The organism is Comamonas sp. E6 (assembly GCF_001010305.1).
GTDB lineage: Bacteria > Pseudomonadota > Gammaproteobacteria > Burkholderiales > Burkholderiaceae_C > Comamonas > Comamonas thiooxydans.
Window position 1 is genome coordinate 1 of the sequence record NZ_BBXH01000031.1, and the last position, 18,544, is coordinate 18,544.

Consider the following 18,544-nt stretch of genomic DNA (forward strand, 5'->3'; position numbering starts at 1 on the left):
ATTCAAAAGCCTGTATGCATTCATACAGGCTTTTTCTTTTCTCCGCTCAGGCAGCTCTCACCACGCCCACCGAAGCACCCACGGGCGGCGCATCTACGGCGACGGCCTTGTGTGCAGAGTGAGGGACATAGGGATAGTGATGCGGCACCACGGGAATATGCTGCTCGCCCTGCTCCCAGGCTCGCAATTCATCTTCCAGTCGCGCAGCACGTTCGGCGTACATCTGAGCGGAGGACTGGTAGTACTCCGCCGCGATAGTGTGCTCCAGAACAGCCATGCGCGCCTCTTGCAGATAGGCACGCGTACGGCGGATATAGCGCGGTTCGGAACGTCCAAAACCGAAGATCTTGCCGAAAAACATGTCCAACCTCCTTTTCCGGTAACAACGCAAATCCGTCACGACTCCTCAACCGATGGAGCAATGTTGCCAGCGTAATGTCTCCGGTTCAAGACATCTGTCCCACAGCAAGAGTTCGCCTCGTAGGAGGGGCGCCCGCCACTTGCGGCCGCCCACCCAAAGCCGGCCCCAGGCAGGGCTTGAGACACTGCCATCCTGTCACAAAGCCCAACTCAAGAGTCAATCAGACACATGTCCGGGTATTTCCGGGAGCTCCTGCATCGCCCGGTGGACAAGGACCTTCCCCTCGGATTGAAGATCTTCATGGCAGCCATGCTCCGGGGCCCAGCTCGATGCCTGCCCAAATAGCAACAGCAATGCCGAGTTGCCGCCAACCCTAGCCTGCCTATGCGCTGCGGCAGGCAAGAGCACCCGCCATCAGGACAGGATCGCCCCAGAGTTCAATGCTGCGCCCCCCGCCGCACAGACAAGCACAAGCTCGCGAGTCAGTTGCCCTGCAGGAAGTTCTGCACCCCTTCGGCCACATGAACACCAGAGGACATACAGGCCGTGAGCAGATAACCGCCCGTGGGGGCCTCCCAGTCCAGCATTTCTCCCGCACAGAAGACGCCAGGCAGAGCGGCACACATACCCCGCGCATCCAGAGCCTCCAGACGAACTCCGCCTGCAGTGCTGATGGCCTCATCGATGGGACGCGGTGCGATCACCGTCAAAGGCACTGCCTTGATCGTGGATGCCAGGCGCTTCATGTCCGCCATGCCATCCTTGCCGAGCACCTCATACAGCAAACCCGCCTTGATGCCATCAAGCCCCAGACGCCCTTTGAGATGACTGCTGAGACTGCGCGAGCCGCGCGGCCGCATCACCTCCTGCTGCACACGCTCCGCACTCCACTGCGGCAACAGATCCAGCTCGAAGCACGCAGCGCCCTGGCGGGCAATGCAGTCCCGCAACAGGGAGGAGACAGCATAGATCAGGCTCCCCTCCACCCCGGTCTGCGTCGCAACAAATTCACCCTGACGCTCAAAGCCGGCACCTTGCTCGTCCGCAAACTTCAAAACCACCGACTTGAACGGCTGCCCGGCAAAGCGCTGAGCAAAGACCTCGCTCCAGCCGGCTTCACGCCCTTGCGGCCAGCCCACATCAAAGCCACAGTTGGCCGCCTGCAGCGGGGCAATGCCCACCCCCCTGTCCTGCAGCAGCGAAACCCAAGCGCCATCCGAGCCAAGACGCGCCCAGCTGCCGCCGCCCGTCGCCAGCACCAAAGCTTTGCAGCCAATCTTGACCCTGGCACTTTCTGTCTGAAGAACGGGCTTGCCATCCTCTGCCCAGCCGACCCAGCGGTGACGCATATGAAACTGGACGCCCTGCGACTTCATACGCACCAGCCAGGCACGCAACAGCGGCGCTGCCTTCATATCCGCAGGGAACACTCTTCCGGATGTCCCCACAAAGGTATCAAAACCCAGCTCCTTGACCCAGGCCTGAAGCTCGCTCGCACCCCACTTTTCGAGCCAGGGAGTCAAATCTGCAGAGCGGCAGCCATAGCGAGTGACAAAGCTCGAAAACTCCTCGGAGTGCGTAAGATTGAGACCGCCTTTGCCGGCCATGAGGAATTTGCGAGCCGCCGAGGCTTTCGCCTCGAACACTCTGACCGACAAGCCGGCCTTTGCCAATTGCTCGGCCGCCATCAAGCCTGCAGGCCCGGCACCGATCACTGCCACATCACAGACCCATTCGGAATCGGCCATCAAGGGCTCCGAGACACTCATACTTCTACCACCTCAATCTGCCGGCAGCCACCGGCCGCCAAAGGGTGCGCAGAATACCACCGACGGCATTTCTGCAATATTGCGGGCACTATTAGCGCGATAGCTGCAAACAACCAGCCACACACCGTGGCGGGAGATGAGTTTCTGTCACAATCAACTCACTAGGCGAATAGACCGCCTACCTTTTTGATTCAAGAAAATCCAGGACTACAAATGGCCAGCGAATTGATCAAGCACATCACGGATGCAAGCTTTGAGTCTGACGTACTGCAACCCGGCACGACCGTGCTGGTGGATTACTGGGCTGAATGGTGCGGCCCTTGCAAGATGATCGCCCCCATCTTGGACGATGTGGCCGAAGGCTACAAAGGCAAGGTGCAGATCGCCAAGATGAATGTGGACGAAAACCGTGAGATCCCAGCCAAGTTCGGCATTCGCGGCATTCCCACACTGATGTTGTTCAAGGACGGCCAACTGGCCGCCACCAAGGTTGGCGCGCTGAACAAGACGCAACTGTCCGCCTTCCTCGACCAGCATATCTAATGCATTCAACAAACAGAGCTCCCAATGGAGCTCTGTTTGCTTCTGGGCACCCGCTGCCCACCCCCATTTGCATCTGCTATAGACCCGGCACAGGCTGCAGATGACAAATCCTCGATAAATTGCTTGCAAGCTGCGCCAGTTTTCCTGTCATAATGTATGAACCGCCGGCCACCGCATGGGGCCGCGCTGGATTTTCTTCAGGCAAGCCTGCCCACTTTCACAGTGTCTCGTTAGGCTCTACGCCTCCCCCCCTGGTTATTCTCACTCCACGCTTGGAGTCATTTCATGCACCTTAATGAACTCAAGGCACTGCACGTGTCTGAAGTCTTGAAGCAGGCCGAAGCGCTTGAGATCGAAAACGTCGGTCGCATGCGCAAGCAGGAACTGATGTTCGCCATCATCAAAAAGCGCGCCAAGGCCGGTGAACAGGTCTTCGCCGACGGCGTGCTGGAAATCCTGCCCGATGGCTTCGGCTTTCTGCGTAGCCCTGATACCAGCTACACCGCCAGCACCGACGATATCTACATCTCGCCCAGCCAGGTGCGCCGCTTCAACCTGCACACCGGCGACATGATCGAAGGCGAAGTGCGCATCCCCAAGGATGGCGAGCGCTACTTCGCACTGACCAAGCTCGACAAGGTCAATGGCAATTCGCCCGAGCAAAACAAGCACAAGGTGCTGTTTGAAAACCTGACCCCTCTGTTCCCCAAGGAACAGATGCGCCTGGAGCGCGACATCAAGGGCGAAGAGAACATCACCGGCCGCATCATCGACATCATCGCCCCCATCGGCCGCGGCCAGCGCGCGCTGATCGTGGCACCGCCCAAGAGCGGCAAGACCATGATGATGCAGAGCATTGCGCACGCCATCACCGCCAATCACCCCGATGTGCACCTGATGGTGCTGCTGGTGGACGAGCGCCCCGAAGAAGTGACGGAAATGCAGCGCTCGGTCAAGGGCGAAATCATCGCCTCCACCTTCGACGAGCCTGCCACCCGCCACGTGCATGTCGCCGAAATGGTGATCGAGCGCGCCAAGCGCCTGGTGGAACTGGGCAAGGATGTGGTCATCCTGCTGGACTCCATCACCCGTCTGGCCCGCGCCTACAACAACGTCGTGCCCTCGTCGGGCAAGGTGCTGTCCGGCGGTGTGGACTCCAACGCCCTGCAGCGCCCCAAGCGCTTCTTCGGCGCCGCCCGCAATGTGGAAGAAGGTGGCTCCCTGACCATCATCGCCACTGCACTGGTCGACACCGGCAGCCGCATGGACGAAGTGATCTTTGAAGAATTCAAGGGCACGGGCAACAGCGAACTGCACCTGAATCGTCGCCTCTACGAGAAGCGCGTCTTCCCGGCCATCGAGCTCAACAAGAGCGGCACCCGCCGTGAAGAGTTGCTGCTGCCTCCCGAGATCCTGCAGAAGACCCGCATCCTGCGTCAGTTCATGTACAACATGGACGAGATCGAGTCCATGGAACTCATGATCAAGAACATGAAGGCCACCAAGAACAATGTGGAGTTCTTCGACATGATGCGTCGCGGCGGCTAAGCCCTTCGTGCACCGAAACAACAAAGCCCCGCCTCGCGGGGCTTTGTTGTTTCTGGCGCTTGACTCCATTGCTTGACCTAGCTCAAACTGAATTGCGAGCCACCCCCCAATACTAGGGATACACATCTATACAAATCTTGCGATAACCGGAAGCCAAAAGCTTTCAAGTCGCAGGTTCTGCATTCATGGCCCCTTCAGCAAATCGCACACCCCCCTACAACACCACACCGATGCGCCTGCTGGCAGCAGCCACATTGCTGACAGCACTGGCAGCCTGCAGCCCGACGGTGCCGATGCTGCAGCCACAGGCCCAGGCCAAGCTGCCGGACAAGTGGCCTCAGGAGTGGACAAAAAAACAAGAGAACGCTGCGCCAGCAAATACGGCATCGATTGCCTGGCAAGACTTCTACCTTGACCAAAACCTGCAGGAGCTGATTCGCGCAGCTCTTGCCCACAATCAGGACCAGCGCCTTGCATTGCTGCGTGTGCAGGAGGCCCAGGCTGCCTATGACATACAGAGTGCTGCTCGACTGCCGAGCGTTGGCCTGGGCAGCAGCCATGGCAGAGCACGTGTTCCCGCCGACCTCAACGCCAGCGGCCGCTCCGTCGTCGCCGGCGATCAGCAAGTCTTTGTCGGCCTCAACAGCTGGGAACTCGATCTTTGGGGCCGTGTCAAAAGCCTCAGCGAGGCTGCTTTAGGCAACTATCTGGCGCTGGATGCCACGCAGCATGCAGTTCAATCCACTCTCGTCAAGCAGGTGGCACTGAACTACCTAGCCCTGCGCAGCCTCGATGAGCGCCTGGCCCTGACCCAGCGCACGATTGCCAGCCGAGAGGAATCGCTGCGCATCTTCAAGCGCCGCACCGAGGTGGGCTCCACCTCTCGCTATGCGCTCACGCAGGTACAGACTCTGGTTCACCAGGCCAAGGCCATAGGCACCCAGCTGGCACAGCAACGCGCGCTGCAGGCCAATGCACTGCAGCAGCTCACGGGAATGGATGCAGACCGCTTGCCAAAGAGCAGCTCCACCGCCGGGATCCTGAAACCGATTCCCGAAGGCCTGCCGTCCGATCTGCTGATACAGCGCCCCGACATCATTGCCGCCGAGTACGGGCTGCAGGCGGCCAAGGCCAACGTGGCCGCCGCACGCGCCGCGTTTCTGCCCCGTATCGCGCTGACCGGCAGCTGGGGCACGGCCAGCGCCGAACTCGACGGCCTGTTCAGAAGCGGCAGCCGTGCCTGGCAGTTTGCTCCCACGATTTCGCTGCCGATCTTTGACGGCGGCCAGCGCCAGGCCAACCTGAATCTGCAGGCCGTGCGACAGAACATGGCGGTCGTCCAGTACGAAAAAACCATAGAGACAGCAATGCGCGAAGTGCTGGACGCGCTGTCCAGCCGCACCATGCTCGAGCAGCAGCTCGTGGTGCTGACCGATCAGCGCGCTGCACTCAAGGAACGTGCCCGACTGGCCCGGCTGCGCTATGACCAGGGAGCCTCGCCCTATCTCGATGTGCTGGATGCCGAACGCGACCTGCTGAGTGCCGAGCAGCAACTGGTTCAGGGCCGTGAAGCCCTGCTGTCCACCCAGGTCGCTCTCTATGCCGCTTTGGGTGGAGGCTACTTGGCTCAAGGCCAGAACAGAGCCCCCAGCCCTGCAGCCCTCCAACCTTGACTGCGAATCCATGCCCATGAACAAGAAATTGACCATCGCCGCGCTCATCGTTGCCGCCGCCGCCCTGGGCGCCTATGGCTGGCAGCAATGGCGCAGCGCACAGGCATCCGAAGGCCTCGTCAGCGGCAACGGCCGCATCGAAGCCACCGAAATCGACGTCGCCACCAAATACGCCGGCCGCATCGCTGAAATCCTGGTGCAGGAAGGCGAGTTCGTGAAAGCCGGTCAGCCACTGGCGCGCATGCAGATCGAAAGCCTGCAGGCTCAGCAGCGCGAAGCCATAGCCGGTCGTGAGCGCGCCTCTCATGCGGTGACCTCGGCACGCGCCGAAATCGCGCTGCGCGAAAGCCAGTACGCGGCCACCATGGCCACGGTGGCCCAGCGCGAGGCCGAACTGGATGCAGCACTGCGCCGCGTCAAGCGCTCCGAGACCCTGGCGCGCGAAGGTGCTTCATCGGAGCAGGAGCTGGACGACGACCGGGCCCGCGTGCGTGGCGCCCAGGCCGCGCTCAAGGCCGCCCAGGCCCAGGCCACGGCCGCCAAGGCGGCCATCGACGCAGCCAAGGCCCAGACCATAGGTGCGGAATCGGCGGTGACGGCCGCTGCCGCCACCGTCCAGCGCATCGATGCCGATGTGAAGGACAGCGAACTCACCGCCCCGCGCGATGGCCGCGTGCAATACCGGCTGGCCCAGCCCGGCGAGGTGATCGGCGCAGGCGGCAAGGTGCTGAACATGGTGGATGTCTCGGACGTCTACATCAGCTTCTTCCTGCCCGAGACCGTGGCAGGCCGAGTGGCCCTTGGCACCGAGGTGCGCATCGTGCTGGATGCGGCTCCGCAATATGTGATTCCGGCTCAGGTGTCCTTTGTCGCCAGCACCGCCCAATTCACGCCCAAGACTGTGGAGACGGCCAGCGAAAGACAGAAGCTGATGTTCCGCGTCAAGGCACGTATTGCACCGGACCTGCTGCAAAAGCACCTGACTCAAGTCAAGACAGGCCTGCCCGGCGTGGCCTGGATCAAGCTCGATAAAGAGCGCGAATGGCCGGCCAAGCTGGAACTGCGCACCGACGACGCTTCTGCCTCTTGAACGTTGCGTCCCCATTTGCCATGACCCAGCATGTAGCCACTTTGCGCAATGTGACGCTCGCCTACGGCAAGACGCAGGCGCTGCGCGGACTGAGCCTGGAGATTCCTGCAGGCATCATGGTCGGCCTGATCGGCCCTGACGGCGTGGGCAAGTCAAGCCTGTTGTCTTTGATTGCCGGCGCGCGCGCCCTGCAGGGCGGCGAGATACAGGTGCTTGGCGGCGACATGCGCAGCAAAAAGCACCGCGATGCCGTCTGCCCCCGCATTGCCTACATGCCTCAAGGCCTGGGCAAGAACCTCTACCCCACACTATCGGTGGAAGAAAATCTGCAGTTCTTCGGCCGCCTTTTCGGTCATGACGCGGCCGAGCGCCGGGCGCGCATCGACGATCTGACCCAGAGCACCGGACTGCAGAAATTCCTCTCCCGCCCTGCCGGCAAGCTCTCGGGCGGCATGAAGCAGAAGCTGGCGCTGTGCTGCGCCCTCATCCACGACCCCGACCTGCTGATTCTCGACGAGCCCACGACCGGCGTGGATCCGCTGGCGCGCGCGCAGTTCTGGGATCTGATCAACCGCATTCGCGGCCAGCGCCCGCAGATGAGCGTGATCGTGGCCACGGCCTATATGGACGAGGCCCAGCGATTCGATTGGCTGGCTGCCATGGATGACGGCCTGATTCTGGCCACCGGCACCCCCGCCGAGTTGCTGCAGCGCACCGGCATGCCGGCGCTGGAGGCCGCCTTCATCGCCCTGCTGCCCGAGGAAAAAAAGCGCGGCCATGCCGCCGTGGTGATCCCGCCGCTGCAGACCAGCGATGACGACATCGCCATCGAGGCGCGTGATCTCACCATGCGCTTTGGCGATTTCGTGGCCGTGGACCACGTGAATTTCCGCATTCGTCGTGGCGAGATCTTCGGTTTTCTGGGCTCCAACGGATGCGGCAAATCGACCACCATGAAGATGCTGACCGGGCTGCTGCCTGCCAGCGAGGGCGATGCCTGGCTGTTTGGCAAGAAGATTGATCCGCATGATGTGGCCACGCGCCGGCGCGTGGGCTATATGTCGCAGGCCTTCTCGCTCTACGGCGAGCTGACCGTGCTGCAGAACCTGGTGCTGCACGCCGAACTCTTCCACGTGGAGCCGACCGAGATCCCCGCGCGGGTCGAGGAAATGCTCACCCGCTTCGGCCTCACCGAAGTGCGCGAGACGCTGCCCGGCAATATTCCGCTGGGTATGCGCCAGCGCTTGTCTCTGGCCGTGGCCATGGTGCACAAGCCGGAGCTGCTGATTCTCGACGAGCCCACTTCGGGCGTGGACCCCGTGGCTCGCGATCAGTTCTGGCGCTTGCTGATCGAGCTCTCGCGCCGCGACCGGGTGACGATCTTCATCTCCACGCACTTCATGAACGAAGCCGAGCGCTGCGACCGCATGTCCATGATGCATGCGGGCAAGGTGCTGGACAGCGACAGGCCGGCAGCACTGACCGCCAAGCGCGGCGCGGCCACCCTGGAGGAGGCCTTCATCGGCTATCTGGTGGAGGCCTCGGGCGAGGCAGCGCCCGTGCTTGATATCAAAAAAGAAGCTGCCACCGCTGACTCAGCCTTATCTTCAGCATCAAAAGTATCTGATACCAATACAGATAAAGCGCAGCAAGCTCCTGTTTCCGACGCGCACAAAGGCCCTGGCTTCAGCCTGCAACGCTTGTGGAGCTATCTGTGGCGCGAGTCGCTGGAGCTGCAGCGCGATCCCGTGCGCGCCACCCTGGCTCTGGTGGGCTCGCTGGTGCTGATGGTGGTGATCGGCTTCGGCATCAGCATGGACGTCGAAGACCTGAAGTTTGCCGTGCTCGACCGCGACCAGAGCACCATCAGCCAGAACTATGTGAACAATCTCGCAGGCTCGCGCTATTTCATTGAAATGCCTCCCATCCAGGACTACGCGGACCTGGACCGGCGCATGAAGAGCGGCGAGCTGGCGCTGGCCATCGAGATTCCACCCGGTTTTGGCCGTGATGTACTGCGCGGCTCGAAGGTTGCCGTGGGCGCCTGGTTTGACGGCGCCATGCCCCAGCGCGGCGAGACCGTCAAAGGCTATGTCCAGGCCATGCACCAGCTGTGGCTGGTGCAGCAGGCGCGCGAGCGACTGGGCGTGCAGCTGGGCAGCCAGGTCAGCCTGGAAACCCGCTTTCGCTACAACCCCGATGTGAAAAGCCTGCCCGCCATGGTGCCGGCCGTGATTCCGCTGCTGCTGATGATGCTGCCCGCCATGCTCACAGCCCTGGCCGTGGTGCGCGAAAAAGAGCTGGGCTCCATCGTCAACCTCTACGTCACTCCCGTGACCCGCATCGAGTTTCTACTGGGCAAGCAGCTGCCTTATGTGGTGCTGGCCATGCTGAACTTCTTTCTGATGTGCGCCATGGCGGTATTCGTGTTCGGCGTGCCCATGACCGGCAGCTTTCCCCTGCTCGTCATGGCCGCCCTGCTCTTCAGCGTCATTGCCACAGGCATGGGGCTGCTGGCCTCTGCCGTCACCAGCAGCCAGATTGCCGCCATGTTCTTTGCCATGCTGGGCACCTTGATTCCGGCCACGCAGTTCTCGGGGCTGACCGATCCGGTGTCCTCGCTCGAAGGCGCCGGCCGCTGGATTGGCGAGATCTACCCGGCCACCTATATGTTCGCCATCAGCCGCGGCGTCTTCAACAAGGCGCTGGGCCTGCACGATCTGGCGCCTACCTTGCTGCCGCTGCTGATCGCCATTCCCGTGATCATGGGCGTGGCCATCTGGGCTCTGCCCAAGCAGGAGAAGTAATGAAGCTCCCCCTGAGTCGCTGCGCGCCTTCCCCCTCTCTCGCTGCGCGGGAGGGGGACGACACCTTCGCTGCGGGGCGGCCCTGGCTCGGTGTCCCTGCGTTGGGCCTGCGCTTGTTCAGAGCGTCTTCTGCTTCACGGCACACCTTGGACTTTTACGATGTTGCATAGCCTCAAGAATATCTGGCGCCTGGGCGTCAAGGAACTGTGGAGCCTGTGGCGCGACCCGGTGATGCTGGTGCTCATCGTCTACACCTTCACGGCCTCGGTGTACACCGCGGCCACGGCCATGCCCGATACGCTGCACAAGGCGCCGATTGCCATCGTCGACGAAGACCAGTCGCCGCTGTCCGCACGCATCAGCTCGGCGTTCTACCCGCCTCAGTTCATGCCGCCGCAGATGGTGGATTTCAGCCATGTGGATCCTGGGCTGGATGCAGGCGACTTCACTTTCTCGCTGACCATTCCTCCCAACTTCCAGCGCGATGTGCTGGCCGGCAGAAAGGCCGAGCTGCAGCTGAACGTGGATGCCACGCGCATGAGCCAGGCGTTCTCCGGCAGCGGATACGTGCAGCAGATCGTGCTGGCCGAAGTCAACGAGTTCGTGCAGCGCCACCGGGGAGCCAGCGCACTGCCCGTGGACCTGGAGCTGCGCGCCCGCTTCAACCCCGGGCTGAACAAGATCTGGTTCGGCGGACTGATGCAGATCATCAACAACGTCACCATGCTCTCCATCATCCTCACGGGCGCGGCGCTGATCCGCGAGCGCGAGCACGGCACCATCGAGCATCTGCTGGTCATGCCCGTGACGCCTACCGAGATCATGCTGGCCAAGGTCTGGTCCATGGGAGCCGTGGTGCTGCTGGCGGCAGGTGTCTCGCTCAATCTGGTCGTGCGCGGCGCGCTCAAGGTGCCCATCGAAGGCAGTCTGCTGCTGTTCATGGCAGGCTCGGCCCTGTGCCTGTTCGCAACCACGGCCATGGGCATCTTTCTGGCCACTGTTGCGCGCAGCATGCCGCAGTTCGGCCTGCTGATGGTGTTGACGCTGCTGCCGCTGCAATTGCTGTCTGGCGGCATGACACCCCGCGAATCCATGCCCCAGCTGGTGCAGGATGTGATGCTGTTCGCACCCACCACGCACTTTGTGGAGCTGGGTCAGGCGATTCTGTATCGCGGCGCCGGCATAGAAACCGTATGGAAGCCCTTTGTGTGGCTGGCGGGAATCGGCGCAGTGCTGTTCTGGCTGTCGCTGATGCGGTTCAGAAAAACCTTGTCGAGCATGGCCTGAGTTCTGGCCGGGCGCCGCAGCAACCATGAAGGGCGTATTGCCGGTTTCTGCTGAAAGTTTTTTCCTTCCAACCTCAAGGCCTCGGCCCTCACCGGCTCCAGCTGCTGGAAGAACAGCCCTCAGGCACGCTCGGCCATCCAGGCGAGCATCGATGCGGCCAGGCAGTGTCCGGCGCAAGAGAGCGAAGCCGGCGCACAACCGTCCAGCCTCAGCACTGTGCCGCCATGAATATCGGCATGGCGCCTTCAAGCCCTGCCGCCACTCGATGCGCGTCAAAAAGACTATGAATCCGCGAGAACTCGCACCGTATCGCGGGCGGCCACCCACTCCTCATTCGTGGGCTCAACTCCCACCAGTACCCGGCTGTCTGCAGATGAAATGAGCGGTGCATGGGCTACATTGGCCTGCTCATCCAGCCCAAGGCCCAGCCATGCCAGATCGGCGCAGACGCGGGCGCGAATCTCCTCGCTGTGCTCGCCAATGCCCGCCGTGAACACCAGCATGTCCAGCCCGCCCAGCGCAGCGACCAGAGAACCGATCTCGCGCACGATGCGGCGTACAAAGAGGTCCAGCGCGATGCGCGCCCGCTCGCCAGCCTCACCTGAATCCCGGACATGGCGCAGGATCACGCGCGGCTCGGACGAGATGCCCGACACGCCCAGCAGCCCCGAGTCGTGATAGAGCAGACGCCCCACTTCTTGAAGCGTCAGCTTTTCGATCTCCATCAGATAGAGCACGGCCCCCGGGTCCAACGCCCCGGTGCGGGTGCCCATCATCAATCCGTCCAGGGCCGAGAAGCCCATGGTGGTCGCCACGCTTTGCAGCTGCTGCATGCCGCACAGACTGGCGCCGCTGCCCAGATGGGCGACGATGGTGCGGCCCCTGGCCCTGTCGCCATGACGCTCGGCCAGCGCGGTCGCCATATAGGCATACGAAAGTCCGTGAAAGCCATAGCGGCGCACGCCGCGCTGCCACCATTCGTAGGGCAGTGGCAGGATCTGCTCCACCTTGGGCAGGCTGTGATGAAAGCCGGTATCAAAGCAGGCTATCTGCACGATGTCGGGCCGCTCGCGCAACAGGATCTCGATGGCCTCCAGCGCAAACGGCTGATGCAGCGGTGCCAGCGGCACATAGCTGCGCAAGTCTCGCAGCACGCCTGCATCGATGCGGGTGGACTCGAAATACTTGCTGCCGCCATGCACCACCCGATGGGCAATCGCCGCCACGGGCCGGTCCTCGAGCCGCGCCGTGATGCGTTCGCGGATGATGCGCAGCGCATCGCGATACGGATGCTCTGCGCCCAGTTCGATGGCAAAGGGCTGGACGCCGGTTTCGCCGAAGTCGGGAGCGGGCCCGCCAATCCCCTGCACCTTGCCGTTCCACAGAGGCTTGCGCGGCAGCGGGTGAGCGGCCTCGAATACGGCGAACTTGATGCTGGACGAGCCGCAGTTCAGGACGATGATGACGGAATTGCTCATGCCAGGGCCTTTGTCTGCCGATGGGACAGAGACTGCAGCACTTGCCAGTCCGGCGCCATCGGCCATGTATTTCAGGGCGGCGTCTGCCGGTAGTGATGTGCGAGCAGCAGCGCAATCGCACAGGATGCAATGCGGGATTCGCGCGAGTCCGCGCGGCTGGTCAGCACGATGGGCACCTTGGCGCCAAGCACGATGCCTGCGCTGGCAGCGCCGCCCAGGTACATGAGCTGCTTGGCCAGCATATTGCCGCTTTCCAGATCGGGCACCAGCAGGATGTCGGCCTGACCTGCCACTGGAGAGGTGATGCCCTTGGTACGCGCGGCCTCGATGGAGACTGCATTGTCGAAAGCCAGCGGTCCGTCCAGCACGCCTCCGGTGATCTGGCCCCGGTCGGCCATCTTGCACAATGCAGCAGCATCCAGTGTCGCGGGCATGTTGGGGTTGACCGTCTCGACGGCGGCGAGGATGGCGAGCCTGGGCCTTGCCACACCCAGAACCTGTGCCAGCTCGATGGCATTGCGCGCGATATCGGCCTTCTGCAACAAATCGGGGGCCAGGTTGATGGCCGCGTCGGTGACGATGAAGGGGCGTGGGTAGCTGGCCGTCTGCAACACAAAGCAATGGCTTACACGCCTCTTGGTGCGCAACCCGGCAATACCAGCAACGACAGCCGCCATCAGCTCGTCGGTGTGCAGACTGCCTTTCATCAGTGCCTCGACTTCGCCGCTGGCGGCAAGTCTGGCTCCACGCTCGGCTGCTGCATGACTGTGCGGCACGTCCTCGATGCGCAGGCCCTGCAGCTCGACCCCCTGCGCAAGAGCAACCGCCTCCAGCTTGGCGCGCGGAGCGATCAGGACCGGCTCGATCAGCCCCAGCCGATGCGCATCAAGCGCGGCGGACAGGCTGGTGGCATCGCAGGGATGGACGACCCCCACGCGAACCGGCGGCAGTTCCTTGACAGCCGCCAGCAGCCGGGTCAGGCCATGATGCGAGGCAACGTCAAGCGGCTGCGCTGCGCCGCCTGATGACATGGAAACCGCTTGCTGCGAGGATGGCTGCCGGGGCTGCGCATCGTGGGCGCAGAGCAGCGTCAGCGTGCTCGCGTCACGGGAGGCAACGGTAACGCGCAGGCTGTCGCCGACGTTTATGCCCTCAAACGGCTGCAGCGTCATGTCTGGGCTCGGTTGACTCATCGCACTCCTTTCTTGCCGCGTGGTGCGGCCGGTTTACGTCGCACAGCAGCCGCAGCCCGCCGGGGAGCTGCAGGAGTCTGCACTGGAGCCGGCGCCAGCTCCAGAGGCTCCTGGATCCGGGGCTGCTGCGCCAGTGCGGCCTGCTCGAACAAGGCCTGCACCTGATGCAAGGCATGTCTCACGGCATCCTCCTCGGCGCCGGGCTCCTTATCGATGGCTGCCATCTGGGTGATGGCTTCGCCGGCCCTGCGGATGGTGTCGGCAGGCGTGTTCTTCAGCAGGCCTGGAATGGCTTCGATGGCGGCGCTGCCGCATTGCCTCATCACCAGGGTCTGCTCGCGGATGGCGGCTCGCAGCTCGGCCAGACTCCAGCGCCCAGGTGCTTGCTGCTCCAGCAATTGCGCAGCCAGGTGGTAGTAGCGCTCGTCCACCGCGCGACGCCGGGACAGCACGCTCAGCAAGCCGCGCAGCGTGGCTTCGAGCACGCCCCCTTGATCCACGCTGCTCTCGATCTGTTGCGGCCTGGCCGCCATCAGCGCCAGATGCTCGGGGGTGGAGCCAGGATGCTGGCGCACTGGTGCGCTCTCGCCATAGGCATGCCCAGCCAGCGCCTGCATGAGCGGCAAGCCATAGAGCATGTCGAACCACAGGGCGTAGATGTGGTCGCGCCGGTCGCGGAAATCATCGAGAGCGCGATCCAGTGCGGCCGAGCACCGCTGCTGCATGTGCAGCCAGGGATTGGCCTCATCCACGGGCTGGCGATGTTCGCGTATGTATTCGGCACTGCTGCGTATCAGACAAGCCAGCGGGTGCTGGCTGCTCCAGGCCTCGAATTGCAGGCGCATGGGATGCAAGGTCTGCAACCAGTGTGCCGATTGGGAAGTGCTCAGCGCACGCACCCAGGGTTGCCATATGCTGCGATACAGAGCCAGGTTGATGTCGGATACGCGGGCCGCTGCGTCGAAACGGCGATCGGACTCCGGATCGGGCTTGACGATATCGCGCACTTCATCGATGCCGCTGGCACGGATGCTCAGCAGATAGGGATCATGGAGCAGCTTTTGCTCCTGCTTCGTGGCATCGTCAACGCTGGCTCGATAGATGCCTGCCGGCAGCAGATTGATCTGCTCGATGGCACTGGCGAACTTGCGGTGCTGCTTGCTGCCGACGGCGCCCGAAACAAAGATGCCCAGATGACCGATGCTGTCGTGCGTGCTGAAGATGATGGTCTGGTCATGAGCGCGCACGTCGTCGTCGCTGGCGTACAAATCGGTGATCCAGCCCAGAGCCTGGGCCGGCGGCGTGATGTTGTCGCCATAGGAGCAGAACACCAGGATGGGCGAGCGGATATTGCGCAGATCGATGCGCACCCCGTCCGATGTCAGCAACTGGGCCGTCGACAGCCTGTTGCCTATGAACAGATTGTCGACGATGTACTGCATCTCCACATCGTTGAGGAAGACATAGCCGCCCCAGTATTTCTCGAAGTCTATATAGCGCTCGGCTTCGGTGTCGGCATTCGCATAGACCTTGTACTGCTTGCTCCACAGCGTGTTGGCCGGATCGAGCTGCTCGAAGTTCTGCACCAGATGGGCGCCGTCGAAGCGGCCGTTACCCAGATCGCTGGCAAGAGCCGTCATCCAGCTGCCCCCGAGGAGCCCGCCCGAATAACGCATGGGATTGTCGCCAGCCCAGTACGACAGGGGCGCTCCGGCAACAATGATGGGCCCGAACAGCTCGGGCCAGACAGCGGCCGTCATCAGGATCTGCCAGCCCGCCTGGCAGTTGCCGATGACCGCCGGCTTGCCCTCACTCTCGGGGTGAAGCTCGGCCACGCGACGCATGAACGCTGCCTCGGCACGCATCACATCTTCCACCGTCTGACCAGGTACGGGATCAGGCAGAAAACCGACGAAGTAGCAAGGGTGGCCAGCCTCCAGCGCAGCACCGATCTCGCTGTGGGGCTTGAAGCCACCTATGCCCGGGCCATGCCCGGCGCGTGGATCTATCACGACGAATGGACGCTTGGCGGGGTCGGCAGGCCGGTCTTCGGACGCCTGAATGCGCACCAGGCCATAGTTGACAGGTCTTGGGAGGTCCAGCCCCGACATCACGAGTTCCGCGGGGAAATGCAGCACGTTCGGCATCCTGGCCTCACGCTGGGTCCGGTACTGGTCGCCCACCTGCCGCTCGATGTCGGCATACAGCACAGCACGTTGAGCGGCATCCACCGCATAGGCCCCGGCGGCCCGCCACCATGCAAAAGGATCAACAGACCCGTTGGTCGACGGACTGGTCCCGCTGGGTTTGCTCATGTCGTGCTCCCGAAGTCACAATCTTCTGTCTCAAAAAGATTCAAAAACAATAGCATCCAGCGTTTTATGGATCGCCACAAAACGCCGAAAACATCGGATTTTTTGCAATGGAGAGCCAGCTGACCAGCCGGCCCGCAGGCGGCAGCGTCGCCATCTTGGGCTGAAGCTGCGCCAGCCGATTGCCTACTTCTGCGCTGCTTTGCCGCTCTTGGCCTGAGCGGGGTCCTGAGTGGCCGGCGTCCAGGCAGACAGCCATTGCTTGAAGATGTCCTGCAGTGGCAAAGCGGGCAGATTGGGCGCGCCGTCGGCACGCAGGGCCTCGGCCACAGATTTTTGCCAGGTCTCCAGGGCCTGCTGCAGACCGCTGGCAAAAGCCTGCTGGTTCTTGATCGCGATATCGCTGGCGCTCTTGGCATCGCTCATGCGGTCTTCGAGCCTGCGCATGAAAGCCTCGGCGGGCAGGCTGGCCAGTGATTGCCAGTCTTCGGCACGCAGCAGGCTTTGCAGCTCCGCCGTGGTTTCACTGATGCCTGCAGCACTGGTCTGCTGCGCGGCTGCCAGCCAGCGATGGCCACTTTCACGCATAAGCTGAGCGATGCGCAATTGCAGCTCGGCATTGGCCTTGAACAGATTCAGGGGGGTCGCTTGAATGCTCATATCGTTCTCCCTATGGTGATGGTGGTGCCTATCGAGAGGCTGGCGGACCGTCCGGCATATCACCGTGACCAGACGGCTTTTGAAAACTCAATATCCGAGCACGTACTGGCCCGGAGCGTCATACAAGGGCCCGCCGCTCGTGCCGCCCATGCGCGGCGGAGCTATCGGTGTGCCGGATCTGTTTTTGAGCCACTCGTCCCATGCCGGCCACCAGGAGCCCTGGCGCTGCTCGGCCTCTTGCTGCCACTGCTGGGCGACAACGTCCTGCGCGCCGACAGACCGCGTGAGCAACTGGTAGCGGCGTCGCGGATGGCCGGGCTCGCTGACGATGCCGGCGTTGTGGCCGCCACTCGTCAGCACAAAGGTGATTTCAGCCGCAGTGTGGTGGTGCAGCTTGAATACCGATTGCCAAGGCGCCACATGATCGGTGAGCGTTCCCACACAGAAGATGGGCACTTGCAGATTGAGGAGCGAGACCGGCTTGCCATCGACCGGATAGCGGCTTTCGCTGAGATCGTTATTCAGAAACAGACGGCGCAGGTATTGCGAGTGCATCCTGGCTGGCATGCGCGTGGCGTCGGCATTCCAGGCCATGAGATCGCTCATCGGTGCCCGCTCGCCCAGCAGGTATTGATTGACCATGCGCGACCACAGCAGATCATGGGAGCGCAGCATCAGGAACGCGCCCGCCATCTGATCGGCGCGCAGATAGCCTTGCTGGGCCATCTGGGCCTCAAGCAGGCTGACCTGCGCTTCGTCGATGAACAGCGCCAGCTCGCCGGGTTCGGTGAAATCGGTCTGCGCGGCCAGCAAGGTCATCGATGCCAGACGCTCGTCTCCATCGCGCGCCATCGCGGCTGCCGCAATGGCCAGCAAGGTTCCGCCCAGACAATAGCCTGCGGCATGCACCTTCTGCCCCGGGACGATGGCCGTGACGGCATCCAGCGCAGCACGCCAGCCCAGCTCGACATAGTCGTCCATGCCCAGATCTCGATCTCCGGCATCGGGGTTCCTCCAGGAGACGCAGAACACCGTATGTCCCTGATCGACCAGATACTTGATCAGCGAATTGTGTGGCGAAAGATCCAGGATGTAGTACTTCATGATCCAGGCCGGCATGATCAATACCGGCTCGGGATGGACCTTGTCGGTTGTCGGCGCGTACTGGATCAGCTCCATCAGCTGGTTGCGCAGCACCACCTTGCCAGCGGTGACGGCCACATCGCGCCCCACCTGAAACCCCTCGCAACCTGCAGGCGGCTTGTTTGCGAGCTGCGCATGCACATCTTCCATCAGGTACTGGAAGCCACGCACCAGATTCGCCCCGCCCTCTTTGAGGGTACGTTCCAGAACTATCGGATTGGTGGCAAAAAAATTCGCGGGCGAAAGCATATCCAGCCACTGCCTGCTCCAGAACCCGACCAGACGCTCGTGATGTCTTTCAACACCCGGAACACCTTGGGTGGCGGCCTGCCACCAGCGCTGCTGAGCAGCAAAGCCCGCACTGATGACATTGAACGGCCATTGCCCCCATTCAGGAGCCTGAAAGAGACGCTCCGCCTCCTGCGTCTGTGGCCCGCCATAGCAAAGCCTGGCCCATTCCTCCAGCGCCAGCCTTGCCAGATCCAGACGCTTTCCCGGGCTGATGGCAAGATTGCCGGCCCAATCCATCCAGGCCTGCCATTGAGACTCGGGGGAAACCGACAGCCACTGCTGCGCCCACATCGCACGCACAGCTTGATCAAGCTGCTGGCTGGAACTGAACTGAGCTTCGGCCTCGCGGTCAACCATAGCGGCCCCTTTTTGCTGCATGGCAATAACGC

The 18,544-nt window shown here is 62.5% G+C and carries 13 protein-coding genes; 6 read left to right on the top strand and 7 right to left on the bottom strand.

Translation table 11 applies throughout. The annotated features are described in order from the left end of the window. Window positions 1–46: 46 nt before the first annotated feature. Both CSE6_RS22720 and CSE6_RS22725 read right to left on the bottom strand, forming a co-directional pair. Entirely contained in the window at window positions 47–361 is a 315-nt protein-coding gene (locus CSE6_RS22720) for a hypothetical protein (protein WP_003067300.1), read from the bottom strand. A 482-nt stretch (window positions 362–843) separates the two neighbouring features. Continuing rightward, the gene (locus tag CSE6_RS22725; RefSeq protein WP_083994799.1) at window positions 844–2,130 is read right to left on the bottom strand and encodes a TIGR03862 family flavoprotein; all 1,287 of its coding nucleotides are present in this window, start codon (window positions 2,128–2,130) and stop codon (window positions 844–846) included. A 213-nt stretch (window positions 2,131–2,343) separates the two neighbouring features. Here CSE6_RS22725 and trxA point away from each other — a divergent pair, with 213 nt between their 5' ends. The 6 genes from trxA to CSE6_RS22755 all read left to right on the top strand — a co-directional run bounded on the left by trxA (window position 2,344) and on the right by CSE6_RS22755 (window position 11,078). Then, on the top strand, window positions 2,344–2,673 hold the full coding sequence (gene trxA / locus CSE6_RS22730) for a thioredoxin TrxA (protein ID WP_003053480.1): 330 nt from the start codon (window positions 2,344–2,346) through the stop codon (window positions 2,671–2,673). Window positions 2,674–2,958: 285 nt separating this feature from the next. Next, window positions 2,959–4,221, top strand: a complete 1,263-nt coding sequence (gene rho / locus CSE6_RS22735) for a transcription termination factor Rho (protein ID WP_012839098.1) — start codon at window positions 2,959–2,961, stop codon at window positions 4,219–4,221. A gap of 230 nt (window positions 4,222–4,451) precedes the next feature. Then, on the top strand, window positions 4,452–5,894 hold the full coding sequence (locus CSE6_RS22740) for an efflux transporter outer membrane subunit (protein WP_059441564.1): 1,443 nt from the start codon (window positions 4,452–4,454) through the stop codon (window positions 5,892–5,894). 10 nt (window positions 5,895–5,904) lie between these two features. Then, window positions 5,905–6,984, top strand: coding sequence for an HlyD family secretion protein (locus CSE6_RS22745; RefSeq protein WP_034379307.1), 1,080 nt, complete (start codon window positions 5,905–5,907; stop codon window positions 6,982–6,984). A 20-nt stretch (window positions 6,985–7,004) separates the two neighbouring features. Next, on the top strand, window positions 7,005–9,791 hold the full coding sequence (rbbA, locus tag CSE6_RS22750; protein ID WP_059441565.1) for a ribosome-associated ATPase/putative transporter RbbA: 2,787 nt from the start codon (window positions 7,005–7,007) through the stop codon (window positions 9,789–9,791). 159 nt (window positions 9,792–9,950) lie between these two features. Beyond that, window positions 9,951–11,078, top strand: a complete 1,128-nt coding sequence (locus CSE6_RS22755) for an ABC transporter permease (protein WP_034358702.1) — start codon at window positions 9,951–9,953, stop codon at window positions 11,076–11,078. Window positions 11,079–11,359: 281 nt separating this feature from the next. Here the strand turns inward: CSE6_RS22755 and CSE6_RS22760 are convergent, their stop codons facing one another. The 5 genes from CSE6_RS22760 to CSE6_RS22780 all read right to left on the bottom strand — a co-directional run bounded on the left by CSE6_RS22760 (window position 11,360) and on the right by CSE6_RS22780 (window position 18,512). Beyond that, window positions 11,360–12,556, bottom strand: coding sequence for an acetate/propionate family kinase (locus CSE6_RS22760; RefSeq protein WP_059441578.1), 1,197 nt, complete (start codon window positions 12,554–12,556; stop codon window positions 11,360–11,362). A 71-nt stretch (window positions 12,557–12,627) separates the two neighbouring features. Further along, window positions 12,628–13,749: a bifunctional enoyl-CoA hydratase/phosphate acetyltransferase gene (locus tag CSE6_RS22765; protein ID WP_083994800.1), complete on the bottom strand. Its 1,122-nt coding sequence runs from the start codon at window positions 13,747–13,749 to the stop codon at window positions 12,628–12,630. Further along, window positions 13,746–16,064: a DUF3141 domain-containing protein gene (locus CSE6_RS22770; RefSeq protein WP_059441566.1), complete on the bottom strand. Its 2,319-nt coding sequence runs from the start codon at window positions 16,062–16,064 to the stop codon at window positions 13,746–13,748. The genes CSE6_RS22765 and CSE6_RS22770 overlap by 4 nt, the downstream gene beginning before the upstream one ends. A gap of 183 nt (window positions 16,065–16,247) precedes the next feature. Next, window positions 16,248–16,721 (bottom strand): phasin family protein, encoded by a 474-nt coding sequence (locus CSE6_RS22775; protein ID WP_045840068.1) that lies wholly within the window; start codon window positions 16,719–16,721, stop codon window positions 16,248–16,250. An 87-nt stretch (window positions 16,722–16,808) separates the two neighbouring features. Further along, on the bottom strand, window positions 16,809–18,512 hold the full coding sequence (locus tag CSE6_RS22780; RefSeq protein ID WP_059441567.1) for an alpha/beta hydrolase: 1,704 nt from the start codon (window positions 18,510–18,512) through the stop codon (window positions 16,809–16,811). Between the last annotated feature and the right edge of the window lie 32 nt (window positions 18,513–18,544).